Below are 16,941 nucleotides of genomic sequence, written 5' to 3'. Positions count from 1 at the left end.
CTCACCCCGCTGGACAAAAACGGGCCGCACGCATAAACCGAACTCCAAATGCCGGAGGAATTCGCTAGCCTGTTCGCCATGCGCTGTCGGGCAGGTGCGATTGAGCGGGGACAAGGCTCGGCCTCCGGTTAGGAAGAGGCGAAAGGATCAGGCACCCGTGAGCGCAACCGACATCCACGATCCCAACCGTCGCGATTTTCTCTACGTGGCCACCGGCATGGCCGCCGTTGTCGGCGCAGGAGCCGTCGCGTGGCCGTTCATCGACCAGATGCGCCCCGATGCCTCGACCCTGGCGCTGGCTTCGGTCGAGGTCGATGTTTCTTCACTGCAGCCCGGCAGCTCGGTGGTCGTCAAGTGGCGCGGCAAGCCGGTGGTGGTGCGCAACCGCACCGAAAAGGAAATGAAGGACGGCGCGGCCGTCAATCTCGCCGATCTCAAGGATCCGATCGCACGCAACGCCAACCTGCCGTCCGACGCGCCGGCGACCGACGCCAACCGCACCACGCCCGGCAAGGAAGCCTGGATGGTGATGGTGCAGGTCTGCACGCATCTCGGCTGCATCCCGCTCGGCCAGGAAGGCGATTTCGGCGGCTGGTTCTGCCCGTGCCACGGTTCGCAATACGACACCGCCGGCCGCATCCGCAAAGGCCCGGCGCCGGAGAACATGGCGATCCCGGTATTCAAGTTCATTTCCGATACCAAGATCCTTATCGGTTGAGGCAGGGGACATTTCGATGAGCGAGGGACACTCGACCTATACGCCCAAGACCGGTATCGAGCGCTGGTTCGACGCCCGCATGCCGCTGCCGCGGCTGGTCCATGACAGCTTCGTCGCCTATCCAGTGCCGCGCAACCTCAACTACATGTGGACGTTCGGCGGCATCCTGTCGATCATGCTGGCCGCGCAGATCCTGACCGGCATCGTGCTGGCGATGCACTACACCTCCGACACCAATCTCGCCTTCGATTCGGTCGAGAAGATCATGCGCGACGTGAATTCGGGATGGCTCTTGCGCTATCTCCATTCCAATGGCGCCTCATTCTTCTTCGTCGCCGTCTACATCCATATCTTCCGCGGCCTGTTCTACGGCTCCTACAAGGCGCCGCGCGAGCTCTTGTGGATCCTCGGCTGCATCATCTACCTCCTGATGATGGCCACCGGCTTCATGGGCTACGTGCTGCCTTGGGGCCAGATGAGCTTCTGGGGCGCTACCGTCATCACCGGCTTCTTCAGCGCCATTCCGCTGGTGGGGAACTGGATTCAGGAACTGCTGCTCGGCGGCTTCGCCGTCGACAATCCAACGCTGAACCGCTTCTTTGCGCTACATTACCTGTTGCCGTTCATGATCGCCGGCGTTGTCGTGCTGCACATCTGGGCGCTGCATGTCGTGGGCCAGTCGAACCCGACCGGCATCGAGGTCAAGTCGAAGACCGACACCGTCGCCTTCACGCCCTACGCCACCATCAAGGACGCGTTTGGCATGATCGTGTTCCTGTTCGTCTTCGCCTATTTCGTCTTCTACCTGCCGAACTTTCTCGGCCATCCGGACAACTACACGGTCGCCAACCCGCTGAAGACGCCGGCCCACATCGTTCCGGAATGGTACTTCCTGCCGTTCTACGCGATCCTGCGCGCCATCACCTTCAACATCGGCCCGATCAACTCCAAGCTCGGCGGCGTGCTGTGCATGTTCGGCGCCATCGCCATGCTGTTCCTGGTGCCGTGGCTCGACACTTCCAAGGTGCGCTCGGCGGTCTATCGTCCATGGTACAAGCTGTTCTTCTGGCTGTTCGTAGCCGACGCTATCCTGCTCGGCTGGCTGGGCTCGCAGCCGGCGGAAGGCAGCTATGTGTTCATGGCGCAGATGGCGACGCTGTTCTACTTCGCCTTCTTCCTGGTCGTCATGCCGGTGCTCGGCCTGATCGAGACGCCGCGCAGGCTGCCGAACTCGATCACCGAGGCCGTGCTTGAAAAGAAAAAGGGCGGCAGCGGACATCCGGCACGCGCTGCCGCCGCGCCGGAAACCACGGGCTGAGAATCTGAGGGGATTTTGGGTATGAAGAAGATTCTCACCTCGCTGGCGCTGCTTGGCCTGGTGGTCGCGGGCACCGCTGCCATCGCCGCCGAAGAGGAACACAACGCGGCCGCTCCGACGCATTTCCCGATCAACGAACCGAAGGAAATGAGCTGGAGCTTCGCCGGTCCGTTCGGCACCTATGACAAGGCGCAGCTGCAGCGCGGCCTGAAGGTCTACAAGGAAGTCTGCTCGGCCTGCCACTCGATGAACCTGGTGGCTTTCCGCACGCTGGAAGGCCTCGGCTATTCGGAGGCGCAGATCAAGACTTTGGCCGCCGAATACACCATCCATGACGGCCCGAACGATGCCGGCGACATGTTCGATCGTCCCGGCAAGCCGTCGGATCACTTCCCGGCGCCGTTCCCGAACGAGCAGGCCGCGGCATCCGCCAATGGCGGCGCCGCGCCGCCCGACATGTCGCTGCTTGCCAAGGCACGCGGCGTCGAGCGCGGCTTCCCGCGCTTCATCTTCGACATCTTCACCCAGTATGCGCAGGGCGGCCCGGACTACATCCACTCGCTGCTCACCGGCTACGACCAGACGCCGCCGGCCGGCATGGTGATCCCGGAAGGCACGCACTACAACCCGTACTTCCTGTCCGGCGTGTCGTTGAAGATGCCCAAGCCGCTCTCGGACGGCCAGGTGACCTATGACGACGGCTCGCCGCAGACCGTCGACCAGTATGCGCGCGACGTCTCGGCCTTCCTGATGTTCGCGGCCGAGCCGCATCTCGAGGATCGCAAGAAAACCGGCTTCCGCGTCATGATATTTCTGCTGGTCTTCGGCGCATTGGTCTACATGACCAAGCGCAGGGTGTGGGCCGACGTGGCGCACTGAGGCGGCGTCGATCGCAAGAATTTTGAAAGGGCGCCACAAGGCGCCCTTTTGTATTTCGGCGCGCGCAAACCGGGGCGTGTCACATGATCGTCATCGCTCGTGGCGATCCTGCCTCGCACTCACCAAAGGATCGCACCCATGAAAAGATATGCATCGCTCGCGGCGGGTTTCCTGCTGCTTGTCACCGGATATGTCGCCCATGCCGATGAGGCCCAGCCTTTCGTCACCAGCAAGGACATCGACCTGACGATGATCCTGCCGCCGCCACCGGCCAATGACTCGCCGGAAACCAAAGCGGAGCTCGGCGAGGTGCTGACGCTGCAGGTGACACGCACGCCGGAAATGGAAAAGCGCGCCATCGCCGACGCCGAGGAGAATATCTGGCGCTTCGCTGACGTCATGGGCCCGAATTTCAACAAGGAGAAGCTGCCGAAGTTCAGTGCCTTCTTCGATCGCGTCGTGGCGACCGAAGGCGCCGTCGTCGATCCCGCCAAGGATGTCTGGAAGCGGCCGCGGCCCCATCAGCTCAGCGATCTGGTCAAGCCGGTCGTGAAGCTGTCGAGCTCCGGTTCCTGGCCGTCTGGTCATGCGACGGTCGGCACCATGATGGGCATCGTCCTTGCCGACATGGTCCCCGAAAAGCGCGCCGAGATCATGGCGCGCGCGGCCGAATTCGCCCACAACCGCGTGGTCGGCGGCATCCATTATCCGTCCGACATCGAGATGGGCAAGATCTCCGGCAGCGTGATCGCCGCGGTCCTGCTCAACCGTCCCGATTTCAAGGCCGAGTACGAAGTGGCGCGCTCCGAGCTGCGCTCGGATCTCGGCATGTAGCCGCTCGGTAGCGCCTGCTTTTCGAAGGGCGCCTTCGCGATCGGTGCCGATCCTTTGCCGGATGGCTTGTCTCTGGCGCGACATCGCGGTAGCCCTTGTCGGTCGCGTCGGGCAGCAAAGGCCGACGCCGCCAAATCCGACAGCCGGACACGCGGAAAGCCTCGATGAAATCCTCCCTCGAAGACACGCTGCTTGCGGCCATCCGCACCATTCCGGATTATCCCAAGCCCGGCATCCTGTTTCGCGACATCACCACGCTGCTTGGCGACGCGCGCGCCTTCCGCCGCGCCATCGACGAGCTGGTCCATCCCTATGCCGGATTGAAGATCGACAAGATCGCCGGCATCGAGGCGCGCGGCTTCATCCTCGGCGGCGCTGTGGCGCACCAGCTTTCGGCAGGCTTCGTGCCGATCCGCAAGAAAGGCAAGCTGCCCTACGAGACGGTGCGCGTCGCCTACAGCCTCGAATACGGCCTGGACGAGATGGAGATGCACAAGGACGGCGTCTCGCCGGGGGAGAAGGTGATCGTGGTCGACGACCTGATCGCCACGGGCGGCACGGCGGAAGCCGCGGTGAAGCTGCTCAGGCAAATCGGCGCCGACATCGTCGCGGCGTGCTTCGTCATCGACTTGCCCGACCTCGGCGGCCGCCAGAAGCTGGAAGCGCTAGACGTGCCGGTGAGGACGTTGATCGGGTTCGAGGGGCATTGATCTTCCCCTTCTCCCCTTGTGGGAGAAGGTGTCGCCGAAGGCGACGGATGAGGGGTGTTCCAGGGAACGCCAACGTCGCACTTCGCTGGAACACCCCTCATCCGTCTCGGCGCTGCGCGCCGATCCACCTTCTCCCACAAGGGGAGAAGGAGAGGCGCTATCCCACCTTCACCAGAACGGCGCTGTCGAACTCAATCACCTTGTCGCCGGTCGAATCGAAGCCTTCCGAACGCAGCGTCAGCAGGTTCCAGCCTGGGCGCCCGGCGAGCGGTCGGTGCGCCTGCGCGGTGCGCGTGAAAGTCACGGTCTCGCCGGCATAGACCGGCTTCAGCCATTTCAAATTGCGGAAGCCGGGCGAGGGGCCGAACTCGGGCTGCGGGCCGGGGCCTGTCCAGCGCACGCCCTCGGTCTCCATGCGCTTTTCGAGGTTGTATTTCATCCAGGTGGCGGCAGTGTGCCAGCCCGAGGCGCAGAGCCCGCCAAGCACGCTCTTCTTCGCCGCCTCTTCATCGACGTGGAAGACCTGCGGATCGTATTTGTTGGCAAACGCCCTGATCTCGTCGGCTTCGAATTTATGCGAGCCGAGCGTGACGGTCTCGCCGATCAGGAAATACTCGTCCAGGGTCATGACGGGTCCCTTGCGGCATCACGCGCGAGGAACATCCCAGTGTTTTCGAGCTCGAAAACGCTTTCGCCGCGCTGGTTGACGAGCTCGCTGCGCATGGTGACCAAGCCGAGCTGCGGCCTCGATTTCGACTGGCGCTTGGAAAGTATGGTGAGCGTGCCGGTAAGCCTGTCGCCGGCCAGCACCGGCTTCTTCCATTTCACATGCTCGATGCCGGGCGAGCCCTGCGAGGTCGAATCGAGCAGGAAGGCATCGCACAGCATGCGCATGAACATCGCACAGGTATGCCAGCCCGAAGCCGAAAGCCCGCCGAGGATGCTTGCCTTGCCGGCTTCCTCGTCGAGATGCATCGGCTGCGGATCGAACTCCGAGGCGAATTCGATGATCTCGGCGGCGCTTACGTCCTTGCTGCCGAGGTCGAGCGAGGCGCCCTCGGCGAAATCCTCATAGGCCCAGGTCTTTCCGGTCATGATCGGCAATCCGGTTGACGAACGCGATCCCCAAGGATCGAAAACCCGGATGCCGGCCCAAGTCGATTTGGTCAAGTGATTTCTGGTAAGCCAGCCGTCGCCGGCCAAGTCCGTCAGAGCCAGCCGCGGCGGCGGAAATACCAGAAGGGCAGGATCGCCGAGACCACCATCAGGGCGATGGCGAAGGGGTAGCCGAACTCCCATTTGAGCTCGGGGATGATGTCGAAGTTCATGCCGTAGATCGAGGCGACCAACGTCGGCGGCAGGAAGATGACGGCGGCGACCGAGAAAATCTTGATGATGGCGTTCTGCTCGATCGAGATCATGCCGAGCGTGGCGTCGAGCAGGAAGGAGATCTTCTGCGACAGGAAGGTGGCATGGTCGGCGAGCGAGAGCACGTCGCGCGACAGCGTCTTGATGCGGGCGCGCACATCCTTGCTCATCTTGGTCTGGTCAGCGACGTGGGCGAGAAAGCCGGCCAGGCGCTGCAACGAGATCAAGCTGTCGCGGACCGAGGAAGCGATGTCCTCCTTGCGGCCGATGCCTTTGAGGAGCTCCTGGAAATCGCGGTTGCGCTTCGAGGCCTTGGTCGAGCGCGCTTCGAAAATGTCGCGCGAGATCGTTTCCACCTCGCGGCCGGCGCGCTCGAGGATGTCGGCCAGGCGATCGACGATCGCCTCGAGGAGGCCGATCAGGATGGTGTCGCCGCTGGTGCAGCCGGTCGCCACCTTTTCGGCGCGCTGCGGGAAAGTCTTAAAGGCCTTGGGCTCATGATAGCGGATGGTGATCAGCCTCTTGCCGGCGAGCGCGAAGGTCACCGGCGACATCAAGGGATCGTCGGCCTCGGTCTGCGCCGGCAGCACGGCGGTCATGAAGTAGCCGCCGTCCTCGACATAGAGCCGGCTCGAAATCTCGATCTCTTCCATTTCCTCGCGGGTCGGGATGGCAATGCCCAGCCAGCTCTCGATGCGCGCCTCTTCCTCCTTGGTCGGGTTGAAAAGATCGGCCCAGACGACCCTGTCGCCATCCGCCGCAAGGTCCTCGGTAAGACGAAGGCGATCATTGTCCACGACGAAGGTCTTTATCATCGCCGGGTCTCCCTGGAGATCAGGTGTTGAACTTGAACAGCATGATGTCGCCGTCCTGGACGACGTATTCCTTGCCCTCGTCGCGCGCCTTGCCGGCTTCCTTGGCGGCTGCCTCGCCGCCCAGCGTGACGAAGTCGTTGTAGGAGATCGTCTGGGCGCGGATGAAGCCGCGCTCGAAGTCGGTGTGGATGACGCCGGCCGCCTGCGGCGCCTTATCGCCCTCGTGGATCGTCCAGGCGCGCGTTTCCTTCGGCCCGACGGTGAAATAGGTGATCAGATGCAGGAGCTCGTAGCCGGCGCGGATCACCTTGTTGAGGCCCGGCTCATCGAGGCCGATCGAGGCAAGGAATTCCATTTCCTCCTCGTCTGAAAGCTGGGCGACTTCAGCCTCGATCGCCGCCGAGATCACAACCGTGCCGGCGCCCTGCGCGGCCGCCATCTTCTCCACCGCCCTGGTGTGCTCGTTGCCGGTGGCGGCGTCCGCTTCGGCGACGTTGCAGACATAGAGAACGGGATGCGAGGTGAGCAGGTTCAGCCCCTGCAGGATGCGCAGGTCCTCCGCGGCGATGCCGTTGAGCAGGAAGCGCGTCGGCTTGCCGGCCTGCAGAAGCTCGAGCGCGGCCTCCATCATGGGCAGGACGGCCATGGCTTCCTTGTCCTTGCCGGCGGCGCGCTTGCGGATCTGGGCGATGCGGCGCTCGAGGCTTTCGAGGTCGGCGAGCATCAGCTCGGTCTCGACCGTCTCGGCGTCGGCGACAGGGTCGATACGGCCTTCGACATGGGTGATGTCGTCATCCTCGAAGCAGCGCAGCACATGCACAATGGCGTCGACCTCGCGGATGTTGGCGAGGAACTGGTTGCCCAGCCCTTCGCCCTTGGAGGCGCCGCGCACCAGGCCGGCGATATCGACGAAGGAGATGCGGGTCGGAATGATCTCCTTCGACTTGCCGATCGCCGCGATCTTCTGCAGGCGCGGGTCGGGCACCGCCACCTCGCCGGTGTTCGGCTCGATGGTGCAGAAAGGATAGTTGGCGGCCTGCGCGGCGGCCGTCCTGGTCAGCGCGTTGAACAGCGTCGACTTGCCGACGTTGGGCAGGCCAACGATGCCACATTTGAAACCCATGTTCGTCCAATCCTGTCGGAAATTCGATTTTGGTGAGGGCTATGGGCGATAGGGGTGACGAACGTCAAGCCCCATGCCTTTATCGTGACAGGGCCTAAAGCGCGTCGCGATCTTTTAGATTCGCTCCCTGCGCTTTAGTCTTTTGATTTTGCGCATGTCTTTACCCCGAAACCGGTTCCCACTTTCGGGAGACATGCTTTAGTCCTTGCCAAAGAGCTTCTTCAGCATGGCAGCCATCGGGCCGCTTTCTGGAAGCTTTGCCGCCGGCTGCTGCGGGCGCGCCTGGCGGACATGGCTTTGCTGCTTCGGCGCCTTGGGCGGCGGGCGGTCGTCGTCGCCGGTCGGCACAAGCTTGTCGCGCAAGGCGAGCGTGACCCGGTTCATGAACGAGCTGTCGTCGCCCTTGGCGAGCAAGCCGGCAGCGTCGGCGATTGCGTCCAGCAGGACATCGAGCCACTCGCGGTCGGCCTTGGCGAAATCGCCAAGCACATGGCCGTGCACCATCTCCTTGACGCCGGGATGGCCGACGCCGATGCGCACCCGGCGATAGGCGTTGCCGACATGCTGGTCGAGCGAGCGGATGCCGTTATGGCCGCCGGAGCCGCCGCCAACCTTGACCCGGAGCTTGCCGGCAGCAAGGTCGATCTCGTCGTAGAAGACGGTGAGGGCGGATGGTTCGAGCTTGTAGAAGCGCAGCGCTTCGCCGACCGACTGTCCGGAGAGATTCATGAAGGTCTGCGGCTTGATCAGCAGGATCTTCTCGCCGCCGAGCGTGCCTTCTGAGATCAGGCCCTGGAATTTTCTCGACCAGGGCGAAAAGGAATGGCGGCGGGCAATCGCGTCCGCCGCCATGAAGCCGACATTGTGCCGGTTGTTTTCGTATTTCGCGCCCGGATTGCCGAGGCCTGCAAAGACAAGCATCGCCGCCTCCAGACTTAGAGCACGATGCCGAAAAGTGGGAAGCGGTTTTCGGAAAACATCATGCTCTATTTCTTTGGTTTAGAGCCGGATGAAATCATCCGGCTCGGAGAATTACTTCTCTTCGGCCTCCGGGGCCGCCGTCTCTTCCACAGCTTCCGTGGTCGCTTCCGTCTCCGGCTTCATCGCCGACGAGCCGGCAACGGTCGCGATGGTGAAATCGCGATCGGAGATGACCGGCTTGACGCCGGCCGGCAGCTTGACCGCCGAGATATGGATCGAATCGCCGATGTCGGTGCCGGTGAGATCGACGGTGATGAACTCCGGGATCGCGTTGGCCGGGCAGTGGAACTCGACTTCGTGACGAACGATGTTGAGCACGCCGCCGCGCTTGATGCCTGGCGACTTGTCTTCATTGATGAAGTGGACAGGCACGTCGACATTGACTTCGGTGTCCTTGCCGATGCGCAGGAAGTCGACATGGACAGGAAAATCCTTGACCGGGTCGAGCTGGAAATCCTTCGGCAGGACCTGGATCTTCTTGCCGTCGACATCGATCGTGGCGATCGTGGTCAGGAACCCGCCGCCATGGATCTTGTAGAAGATGTCCTTGTAGTTGAGCGCAATCGCCAGGGGAGGCTGCTTGTCGCCATAGATAACTGCAGGCACTTTACCGTCGCGACGAACTGCACGGGCGGACCCCTTACCGACCTGTTCGCGCGCTTCGGCTTTCAGCTCATAAGCATCGTGGCTCATGGCATTTCCTTTCGCGTGTTGTGGAGCGTTCGCGGCCGGCAAACCCGTCCGTAAACGTCGAAAGCCGTCGCGGCCTTGCACGATCTGTCGATGCGTTTGGCGATCCAAAAGCGTCTTGGGGATCATGCAGGCCCGGCCGGCCTTCCTCCGCGTTGCCTCCAAGGGTGTCTACGCGGGTGGCGGCTCTATAGCGGAAGGCGGGCAAGGGTGCAAGCGGTTGGCCGGGCGGGTTGCGGGCGGTTTCCGGTGCCGAAAGGATAAACCGGAAATCCGATTTGCGGCAAATGTAGGAACGCGCAGTTCTCAGCCGTCCTGCGGGCATGTGGCCAAATCCATGGGGACCAATATGAAGCTTCTGTTCAGCCGCAATCCCAATCCTCGCCTCGCGGTCGCGACGGCGCGCCATCTCAAGGCGGAGATCGCGTTCGAGTTCGCATCGCCCATGGCGCCGGGGCAGGCCGAACGCTATCGCGCGCTCAACCCCAATCTGACCTTGCCGATCCTGGTCGGGCCGGGATGGAGCCTGTGGGAGGCCGACGCCATCGCCTGCCGGCTTTCGCGCGAGACGCATTCGGATTTCTGGCGCGGCGGGCAGGACGAGCCGGACATGATCCGCTGGATCAGCTGGGGCAAGGAACGGTTCGCTTTCGCTTGCGACATGGTGCATTTCGAGCGTGGGACCAAGCAGCGCTATGGGCTCGGTCCGATCGATCAAGCGCTGGTCGAGGAGGGATTGAGGCAGTTCCACGCCGCCGCCGCGATCCTTGAGCCAGAGCTTGCCGGACGCGATTGGCTGGTCGGCAATTCCGTCTCCTATGCCGACTTCCGCATGGCGACGTTCCTGCCTTTCAACGATGCCGCCCGATTGCCGCTCGACGACTACCCGTCTATCCGCCGCTGGTATGGCCGGCTCGAGGCGATCGATGCCTGGCGCGACCCGTTCCAGGGTCTTCAGGCGCCTCCACTGGCTCCGGTCAAGGTCGAGGCCTGACCCGCATGGGCTGAACCAATCAACGCTTCTCCCGCGCAAACTCAATCCGTTTGCGCGGCGCGTTTTGAAATCTTCTCGCTCATTTAATTCTACCAAATCTGTAGTCTTAATGAAGAAGCGCCTGCGAGGAGAGCCCGAACATGACAAAGAAGCTGGTGGTTGGATTTTCCGGCAATCTGACCCGTCCGTCAAAGACCAAGGCATTTGTCACGCAGATCGCGGACGAAGCGGCTGGCCGCATTGGGGCGGCCTCGGCGGTCCATGACATTGAAGATCTCGGTCTATCGTTCCCGTCGGCACGGCGCATTTCCGATCTCGATCAAACGGCGCGCAATATCGTCGAGCAGTTGCTCGGCGCCGACGTTCTGGTGGTGGGGTCGCCGACCTTCAAAGGCAGCTATACCGGACTTTTCAAGCACTTGTTCGATCTGCTCGATCCGTCGTCGCTGCGCGGCAAGCCGATCATTCTCGTTGCCACGGGCGGCGGCGAGCGCCATTCGCTGATCGTCGAGCATCAGCTGCGGCCGCTGTTCGGATTCTTCGAAGCGCTCACCATCCCGACCGCGATCTACGCTTCCGATAAGGATTTCACCGACGGCGTGCTGGTGTCGGAAGCCACCCAAGCCCGCGCCCGCCAGGCCGTTGCCGAGGTTTTGCGCATCGTTGGCGAAACTCGCAGCGTCGGCCTCGCCGCCTGAATTCAGGCAGTCGTTTTGGACCCGAAGGATCAGCCCATGACCAGCTCCAGCACATCCAGACAGATCAAGCTCGGCGCCTTTCTGCCCGGCGGCGGCCAGCACGTCGCGGCTTGGCGCCATCCGGACGCGCCGGCCGATGGCGCGACCAATTTCCAGTTCCACAAGCAACTCGCACTGACCGCCGAGCGGGGTCTGTTCGACGCCTATTTCCTGGCTGACAATCTCACCATCGGCCTCGGCGCCCGTGAAGGCGGCAACGCCAAGATCGCCGGTTTCGAGCCGGTGACATTGTTTGCCGCGCTGGCGCCGTTGACCACGCATATCGGCTTCATCGCCACCGCCTCGACCACCTATGAAGAACCCTACACGCTCGCGCGCAAATTCGCCTCGCTCGATCTTTTGTCGAACGGGCGCGCCGGCTGGAACGTGGTGACGTCGGCCGGCGACGACACGGCGCGCAACTTCAATCGTGACGTCCAGCCCAATCATGCCGAGCGCTATGCGCGGGCGCATGAGCATGTCGAAACGGTCAAGGCGCTGTGGGACAGCTGGGAAGACGACGCCTTCATCCGCGACAAGAAGACGGGCCGTTTCTACGACAAGGACAAGCTGCATGACGTGAACCACAAGGGCGCGCATTTCAGCGTCAAGGGGCCGCTCAACGTGCCGCGTCCGGTGCAGGGTCATCCGGTGGTCGTGCAGGCGGGACAGTCGGAGGACGGTCGCGGACTCGCGGCGGCATCGGCCGAGGTGATATTCACCGCGCATCAGAACCTTGCCTCGGCGCAGGAGTTCTATCGCGACATCAAGGCGCGCGTCGCAGAGGCCGGGCGCGATCCGGCGCAGGTGCTTATCATGCCGGGCGTGGCGCCCTTCGTCGGCCGCACCGAGGAAGAGGCCCGTGCCAAATACCAGCAGCTGAACGACCTGATCCTGCCGGAGGACGGCGTGGCGCTGCTCAACGGGCTTGCCGGCCAGACGCTCGACCTCAGGGACTATCCGCTCGACGGCCCGCTGCCGCCGAGCAGGGAGACCGAAGGCATGAAGAGCCGCCAGGCGCTGATCCGCCAGATCGCGGACGAGCATAATTTCACGATCCGCCAGCTCTATCAGTGGGTTGCGACCGCGCGCGGCCATTACACGGTGATCGGCAGTGCCGCCCAGGTCGCCGATCAACTGGAGGAATGGTTCACGAGCGAGGCCGCCGACGGCTTCAACATCCTGCCGCCATGGCTGCCCGGCGCGCTCGACGACTTCGTAGACCTGGTAATCCCGGAGCTGCAGCGTCGCGGCCTGTTCCGCACCGCTTATGAGGGCAGGACGCTGCGCGAAAATCTTGGCCTGAGGCGACCGCAGAATCCGTGGACGGCCGCGCGCTCGACCGTGCTCGCCGCCGAATGATTCCCGACGCGAGAGCAAGACGATGACTTTGCAGCATATCGAAAAGACGGTCGGTATCGGCCGGCATGAGGGTGGCAGCGGCACCGGCATGGAGCCGCTGCGCCTCCTGACGCGGACTTCGGCGCGAATCCTGTCGCGTTATGGCGTGCTGCTCGGCTTCCTGGTGTTCTGGCAGGTGGCGGCGAGCAGCGGCTGGGTCAATTCGGCCGTGCTGCCGCCGGTCGACACGATCGTCGCGGCGCTCTGGAAGGGCCTCATTGGCGGCAGCCTGCTCGGCGACATAGCCATCAGCCTGCAGCGTGCCGGCCTTGCATTCGCGGCGGCCGTCGTCGTCGCCATTCCGCTTGGCCTGGTCATGGGCCAGGCGCGTGCCGTGGAGACCGCGCTCGACCCGATCCTGCAGCTGTTCCGTCAGACCTCGGCGCTGGCGCTCTACCCGGTGTTCATCCTGCTTCTGGGACTGGGTGAAGCTTCGAAAGTGTTCGTCATCTTCTGGGCGACGCTGTTTCCGCTGCTGCTCAACACCATCAGCGGCGTCAAGGAGGTCGACCCGAAGCTGCTCGAAATGGCGCGCGCCTATGGCGCCCGGCGGCTGACGATTTTCCGCCGCGTGGTGCTGCCGGGCGCGGTGCCGTCGATCTTCGTCGGGTTGCGGCTCGGCGCCACGACCGCGCTGCTGCTTTTGATCGCCTCGGAGATGATCGGTGCCAACAAGGGCATCGGCTTCCAGGTGATGAATGCGCAGTACAATTTCCAGATTCCGCTGATGTTCGCGGCGATCGTCATCCTGGCGGCACTCGGCCTGATCGCCAACCAGGTGCTGGTCGTCCTGCAGCGGCGGCTGTGTCGTTGGAATGTTTCAGCCGGCTAAGCAGCCAAACCTTCACCGTCATTCCAAAACAACGAAAGGCTTGATCATGAGCATCACCCGCCGTTCGCTTCTCCTGCGCGCTCCGCTTGCTGCCGGCATTCTCGCCGGCCTGCCGTCGATCGCAATGGCGCAAGCCGCATCCATCAAGATCCGCTATCTCACCAGCCGCGGCAGCATCTCCCCGCATGAGCTGGCCGACGCGCTCGGCTATTTCAAGGGCCTCGGCATCGAGCTCGAAAATGTCGGCTATGCCGCGGGCGGCCCGGAATCGCTGTTCGCGCTCGCGTCCGGCAGCGTCGACCTGGGCTCGGCAGCCACGCCGGCGGTGATCAACTCTATCGCCGGCGGCAACGACTTCGTCGCGGCTTATCCCAGCAACGGCATCAACAAGGACGTGAAGAGTGTCTTCTACGTGCTGGAAGACAGTCCGATCAAATCGATCGCCGACATTGCCGGCAAGACGATCGCGGTCAACACGCTCGGCGCCCATCTCGACTATACGGTGCGCGAGGCGCTGCACAGCGTTGGCCTGCCGCCGGACGCGGCCAAGCTGGTGGTGGTGCCCGGGCCGCAGCTCGAACAGACCTTGCGCTCGCGTCAGGTCGATATTGCCGGGCTGGGTTATTGGCAAGCGACGTTTGCCGGCCAACTGGTCAGCAATGGCGGTGTGCGCGGCGTCTTCAACGATACCGACGTGCTCGGCGAAATCGCCGGTGGCTTCGTCGTGCTGCGTCGTGATTTCATCACGGCGAATCCGGATGCGGCCCGCAACTTCGTCGAACAGTCGGCGCGCGCGTCGGACTGGTCGCGGCAAAATCCGGACGAGACGCGCAAGCTGCTCGCCGACATTCTCAACAGACGTGGCGAGAATGGCGAGCTGGCGCGCTACTGGACCGGCTTCGGCCTGCGCGAGAAGGCGGCGGTGACCGACCGCGACGTCGAGTTCTGGGTGAATATCCTCGAGCGCGACGGCCGGCTGCCGAAAGGCAAGCTCAAGGCTTCCGACATTCTCTACCGTCTCGGCGAAACCAAGACCAATTGAGCACGGAGACGCAAACCATGCCCACGGCACGCGGCGGCGATGTCACGATCCGCGACCTGTCGAAATCCTTCGCACTCGGCGGGCGGCAGCTTGCCGTGCTGCGCTCGCTCAATCTCGATATCCGCTCCGGCGAATGCCTGGTCATTGTCGGCGCAAGCGGTTCCGGCAAGACGACGCTGCTGCGCATCCTTGCCGGGCTGGAGCGGGCCGATGGCGGCGCCGTCGCGATCGACGGCAAGCGGATTGAGGGCGTCGGCGAAGAGCGAGCGGTAATTTTCCAGGAGCCGCGGCTGCTGCCCTGGCTGACTGTGCTCGGCAATGTCGCCTTCGGTCTCGAAGTGCGCGGCATTGCCAAGGCGGAGGCCGAGAAGCGGGCGCGTTTCTATGTCGCCCTGGTCGGCCTTGCCGAATTCAGCGATGCGTATCCCAGGCAGCTCTCCGGCGGCATGGCGCAGCGCGTCGGCATCGCCAGGGCACTGACGGTGCAGCCGGAAATCCTGCTGCTCGACGAGCCGCTCGGGGCGCTCGACGCCATGACCAAGATCTCCATGCAGGAGGAGCTGGCGCGCATCTGGAGCGAGGAGAATGTCACCATGGTCATGGTGACCCATGACCTTGAAGAGGCGATCTATCTTGCCGACAGGGTGCTGATCCTGCCCAGGGAGAAAGGCGGCGCGGCGCGACTGATCGATGTCAACCTACCGCGGCCGCGCGAGCGCAGCGAAAGCCGCTTCGTGCGCTATCGCGAGGAGTTGCTACGCGAGTTCGGCCTGCACTAGGTTGATATTCAGGTGATGCCGGCTCGATCTTGATCTCAATTAGCCTTCGGCGGTGTCCACCATCTGGCCGCCGCTTAAAGCATTGCGCAAGGCCTGGATTTGCCGGTTCAGAGCATCGAGTTCAGCCAGCGTCATGCCTGAGCGCTCGATCAGGGTCTCGTTCAGGCAATTGCACCGGACGAGCAGAGCACGTCCGGCGGCGGTGAGATCGACCTGCACCTGGCGCTCGTCGGTCTGGCTGCGCTGGCGGGTGACAAGTCCTGCCTGTTCCATGCGTTTCACAAGCGGCGTGATGGTGCTCGATTCGAGGGCCAGCCGATGCGCGATGCTGCCCACCGACATGCCGTCCGTCTCTCCCAGCGCATTGAGCACGAGATATTGCGGATAGGTGATCCCCATCTCGTCCAGCATCGGCTTGTAGGTGCGGTTGATCGCCATGCTGGTGGCGTAGAGGGTGAAGCAGAGCTGATTGTCCAACGGGAGAGGCACGGCGCATTCCTTTGCCGACTGAGCATCCTTTATGTATCACGGGAAATGGTATCGCGATACATTTTTTCGTGGACAAGGCTCTCGATCTTCATTTACGAGATGGTTATCGCGAATATTGTTTATCGCGCTAATATAAGGAGATTGAGATGACCTCGCAGACCAAGTCGGGTTCGGGCAGCGGCACGATCACCACGAAGGACGGAACACAGATCTTCTACAAGGACTGGGGGACTGGCCAGCCGGTCGTCTTCCACCATGGCTGGCCGCTGAGCAGCGACGACTGGGACGCTCAGATGCTGTTCTTCCTGGCACAGGGCTACCGCGTCATCGCCCATGACCGGCGCGGCCATGGCAGGTCCAGCCAGACCGATACCGGCAACGAGATGGACACCTATGCCGCGGATGTGGCGGCGCTCGCGGAACATCTCGACCTCAAGGATGCCATCCACGTCGGTCATTCGACAGGCGGCGGCGAGGTCGCGCGCTATGTCGCGCAACATGGCGGCGGAGGCCGCGTCGCCAAGGCCGTGCTGATCGGCGCGGTGCCGCCGATCATGTTGAAGACGCCGGCCAATCCCGGCGGCCTGCCGATCGAGGTGTTCGACGGTTTCCGCGCGGCGCTGGCGGCCAACCGGGCACAGTTCTTCCACGACGTGCCGGCCGGCCCGTTCTACGGCTTCAACCGTCCCGGCGCCCAGGCTTCCGAAGGTGTCATCGACAATTGGTGGCGCCAGGGCATGATGGGCGGCGCCAAGGCGCATTACGACTGCATCAAGGCCTTCTCAGAAACAGACTTCACCGAGGACCTGAAGAAAATCGACGTGCCGGTGCTGGTCATGCATGGCGACGATGACCAGATCGTCCCGATCGCCGACTCCGCGCTCCTCTCGATCAAGCTGCTCAAGAAGGGCGAGCTCAAGATCTACAAGGGTTTCCCGCACGGTATGGCAACGACCCATGCGGATGTCATCAACGCCGACCTGCTGGCCTTCTTCAAGGCCTGAGGCTGGCCGCCAAAACGCGAAAGCACCCGCCCTCGGGCGGGTGCTGTAAGGATGACGGATCATCGTTTCGCGGTTGGGCGGGGACGCTCGATATTGTCCCTATGCCGTCCTTTCGATATCGGCGAGAAGTCAGCGCCCGGCCGCCAATATCATCTCCAGACTCGGCACCGAAAAATGGTACTGTCGCCTCTGAAGAAGGGGGCAAAAAAATGAGTGCCGTCGTAGGA

General features: G+C 63.1%; 19 protein-coding genes. 12 read left to right on the top strand and 7 right to left on the bottom strand.

What is annotated here, in order from left to right; genetic code table 11:
- Positions 1–157 precede the first annotated feature (157 nt).
- The 5 genes from petA (at position 158) to LB538_RS06880 (ending at position 4,459) form a co-directional block, all read left to right on the top strand.
- On the top strand, positions 158–718 hold the full coding sequence (gene petA, locus LB538_RS06900; protein WP_224524613.1) for a ubiquinol-cytochrome c reductase iron-sulfur subunit: 561 nt from the start codon (positions 158–160) through the stop codon (positions 716–718).
- Positions 719–734: 16 nt separating this feature from the next.
- Positions 735–2,036: a cytochrome b gene (locus LB538_RS06895; protein WP_224524616.1), complete on the top strand. Its 1,302-nt coding sequence runs from the start codon at positions 735–737 to the stop codon at positions 2,034–2,036.
- A gap of 21 nt (positions 2,037–2,057) precedes the next feature.
- On the top strand, positions 2,058–2,915 hold the full coding sequence (locus LB538_RS06890; RefSeq protein ID WP_224524619.1) for a cytochrome c1: 858 nt from the start codon (positions 2,058–2,060) through the stop codon (positions 2,913–2,915).
- A gap of 138 nt (positions 2,916–3,053) precedes the next feature.
- A complete protein-coding gene (locus tag LB538_RS06885; RefSeq protein ID WP_224524622.1) occupies positions 3,054–3,749 on the top strand; it encodes an acid phosphatase in 696 nt (231 codons plus the stop codon).
- 164 nt (positions 3,750–3,913) lie between these two features.
- Complete coding sequence (locus tag LB538_RS06880) at positions 3,914–4,459, top strand: adenine phosphoribosyltransferase (protein WP_140838687.1); 546 nt, start codon at positions 3,914–3,916, stop codon at positions 4,457–4,459.
- A 157-nt stretch (positions 4,460–4,616) separates the two neighbouring features.
- Here LB538_RS06880 and LB538_RS06875 read toward each other — a convergent pair whose 3' ends face one another.
- The 6 genes from LB538_RS06875 to LB538_RS06850 all read right to left on the bottom strand — a co-directional run bounded on the left by LB538_RS06875 (position 4,617) and on the right by LB538_RS06850 (position 9,439).
- Positions 4,617–5,087 carry a MaoC family dehydratase gene (locus tag LB538_RS06875; protein ID WP_224531108.1) on the bottom strand — a complete coding sequence of 157 codons (471 nt, stop codon included), beginning with the start codon at positions 5,085–5,087 and terminating at the stop codon, positions 4,617–4,619.
- Positions 5,084–5,554: a MaoC family dehydratase gene (locus LB538_RS06870; protein ID WP_224531110.1), complete on the bottom strand. Its 471-nt coding sequence runs from the start codon at positions 5,552–5,554 to the stop codon at positions 5,084–5,086. Before LB538_RS06870 ends, LB538_RS06875 begins: the two co-directional genes overlap by 4 nt.
- A gap of 113 nt (positions 5,555–5,667) precedes the next feature.
- Positions 5,668–6,642, bottom strand: a complete 975-nt coding sequence (gene corA, locus LB538_RS06865; protein ID WP_224531121.1) for a magnesium/cobalt transporter CorA — start codon at positions 6,640–6,642, stop codon at positions 5,668–5,670.
- A gap of 19 nt (positions 6,643–6,661) precedes the next feature.
- Positions 6,662–7,765: a redox-regulated ATPase YchF gene (gene ychF / locus LB538_RS06860; RefSeq protein WP_224531126.1), complete on the bottom strand. Its 1,104-nt coding sequence runs from the start codon at positions 7,763–7,765 to the stop codon at positions 6,662–6,664.
- 198 nt (positions 7,766–7,963) lie between these two features.
- The gene (gene pth / locus LB538_RS06855) at positions 7,964–8,686 is read right to left on the bottom strand and encodes an aminoacyl-tRNA hydrolase (protein ID WP_224531129.1); all 723 of its coding nucleotides are present in this window, start codon (positions 8,684–8,686) and stop codon (positions 7,964–7,966) included.
- Between the two features lie 111 nt (positions 8,687–8,797).
- A complete protein-coding gene (locus LB538_RS06850) occupies positions 8,798–9,439 on the bottom strand; it encodes a 50S ribosomal protein L25/general stress protein Ctc (protein ID WP_095766518.1) in 642 nt (213 codons plus the stop codon).
- A gap of 346 nt (positions 9,440–9,785) precedes the next feature.
- Between LB538_RS06850 and LB538_RS06845 the strand changes: the two genes are divergently transcribed.
- The 6 genes from LB538_RS06845 to LB538_RS06820 all read left to right on the top strand — a co-directional run bounded on the left by LB538_RS06845 (position 9,786) and on the right by LB538_RS06820 (position 15,221).
- Positions 9,786–10,430, top strand: a complete 645-nt coding sequence (locus tag LB538_RS06845) for a glutathione S-transferase family protein (protein WP_224531132.1) — start codon at positions 9,786–9,788, stop codon at positions 10,428–10,430.
- Between the two features lie 140 nt (positions 10,431–10,570).
- Positions 10,571–11,128 carry an FMN reductase gene (gene msuE / locus LB538_RS06840; RefSeq protein WP_224531135.1) on the top strand — a complete coding sequence of 186 codons (558 nt, stop codon included), beginning with the start codon at positions 10,571–10,573 and terminating at the stop codon, positions 11,126–11,128.
- Positions 11,129–11,164: 36 nt separating this feature from the next.
- Positions 11,165–12,529, top strand: coding sequence for an LLM class flavin-dependent oxidoreductase (locus LB538_RS06835; RefSeq protein ID WP_224531138.1), 1,365 nt, complete (start codon positions 11,165–11,167; stop codon positions 12,527–12,529).
- A gap of 22 nt (positions 12,530–12,551) precedes the next feature.
- Positions 12,552–13,400: an ABC transporter permease gene (locus LB538_RS06830; protein WP_224531141.1), complete on the top strand. Its 849-nt coding sequence runs from the start codon at positions 12,552–12,554 to the stop codon at positions 13,398–13,400.
- 46 nt (positions 13,401–13,446) lie between these two features.
- The gene (locus LB538_RS06825; RefSeq protein WP_224531144.1) at positions 13,447–14,442 is read left to right on the top strand and encodes an ABC transporter substrate-binding protein; all 996 of its coding nucleotides are present in this window, start codon (positions 13,447–13,449) and stop codon (positions 14,440–14,442) included.
- A gap of 17 nt (positions 14,443–14,459) precedes the next feature.
- Complete coding sequence (locus tag LB538_RS06820; protein WP_224531157.1) at positions 14,460–15,221, top strand: ABC transporter ATP-binding protein; 762 nt, start codon at positions 14,460–14,462, stop codon at positions 15,219–15,221.
- Positions 15,222–15,260: 39 nt separating this feature from the next.
- On the opposite strand, the gene LB538_RS06815 is transcribed toward LB538_RS06820, so the two are convergent.
- Positions 15,261–15,710, bottom strand: coding sequence for a MarR family winged helix-turn-helix transcriptional regulator (locus LB538_RS06815; RefSeq protein ID WP_224531160.1), 450 nt, complete (start codon positions 15,708–15,710; stop codon positions 15,261–15,263).
- A 146-nt stretch (positions 15,711–15,856) separates the two neighbouring features.
- Between LB538_RS06815 and LB538_RS06810 the strand changes: the two genes are divergently transcribed.
- Positions 15,857–16,714 (top strand): alpha/beta fold hydrolase, encoded by an 858-nt coding sequence (locus LB538_RS06810; protein ID WP_224531173.1) that lies wholly within the window; start codon positions 15,857–15,859, stop codon positions 16,712–16,714.
- Positions 16,715–16,941: the final 227 nt, after the last annotated feature.

The sequence above is a fragment of the Mesorhizobium sp. Ca11 genome (genome assembly GCF_020165275.1).
GTDB lineage: Bacteria > Pseudomonadota > Alphaproteobacteria > Rhizobiales > Rhizobiaceae > Mesorhizobium.
This window is presented reverse-complemented; position numbering and strand designations above follow the sequence as displayed.